The sequence below is a fragment of the Haloferax profundi genome, from assembly GCF_001469865.1.
In the GTDB taxonomy this organism is placed as follows: Archaea; Halobacteriota; Halobacteria; order Halobacteriales; family Haloferacaceae; genus Haloferax; species Haloferax profundi.
The window spans coordinates 1-1,150 of sequence record NZ_LOPV01000244.1 but is presented as its reverse complement, the minus strand read 5'-3'; the positions used below and the strand labels follow the sequence as shown (position 1 = coordinate 1,150).

At 53.7% G+C, this 1,150-nt stretch carries 1 pseudogene; it reads left to right on the top strand.

The features are described from left to right. Window positions 1-435: 435 nt before the first annotated feature. Window positions 436-1,150, top strand: a pseudogene (locus AUR66_RS11515) (hypothetical protein); the annotation flags it as partial.

The following is a 1,150-nucleotide window of genomic DNA, read 5'->3' as shown; positions in this document are numbered from 1 at the left end:
CTCGGAAACCACCTCGAATTCACTACTGACCGACGCCGAATCGACGGTGAGCTTGTTCGCGTTTTCATCGGATTTGACATCGACACATATCAGGATAGTGATGGTGGAAATTGACCTACTAACTGGGGTAACTCCGAGTGAACATCACCCGTCTAAATCGGTGTGTTCCATCCAAACCTCTGACAATACCATGACCACCAAAATCGCAAGACAATGCGGTGTTCCACCCATTTCGAGTTTGGGTGGAACATGCGCTGTGTCGACAAAATGGGTGGAACATGGCTACGTCACTCGATTTTCGGGTCTGAAATGGGGGTGTTCCAAGGAAAAAACGACTAGTATAGGGTGGGGGGTGGCCGTCGTAGACGGGCGAGCAATCGCTCGGGAGATTTTATCGTGGCGCGAGAGGCGCGCAGCCACAACTGAGATGCAACAATGGCGAAAGAAACTACCACATTCGTGACACAGAAAAATCTCCCAACAGAACTCGTCGAACGAGACCAATGGGTATGCTGGAGAAGCGAGAAACGAGACGGGAAGCAAACGAAGATTCCAGTGGTCCCTGGAGAAGGGTCATTCGCATCGTCGACCGACCCAGACACATGGTCAGATTTCGAAACAGCACTCGACTTCGTGACCAATGAGAGAGCAGATGGAATCGGCTTCGTGTTCACCGCTGAGGACCCAATCGTCGGAGTTGACTTGGACGATTGCCGAGACCCAGAGACGGGCGACGTCGACGACGATGCACAGGACATCATCGACCGCCTCGATTCCTACACGGAGGTCTCACCATCGGGAACGGGGTACCATGTGCTCATCAAAGGAGAACTCCCCGAAGGCCGGAACCGACGTGGACATATCGAACTGTATGATACAGCACGATTCTTCACCGTCACCGGCGACCGCGTCGACAACACGCCCGGACAAGTCAAACGCCGACAGGACGCGCTCGAAGCGATTCATCGTGAATACGTCCAACTACACTTAGAGACTGCTAAACACGCACATGACGAACATACGAGTGTCAGGAACGACACCAACACCACACCCGCAGTCTCCCTCGAAGACGACGAGTTACTGAAGAAAGCGAAGAACGCCTCGAACGGCCCGAAGTTCGAACGCCTGTGGAACGGGAACACCGCTGGCT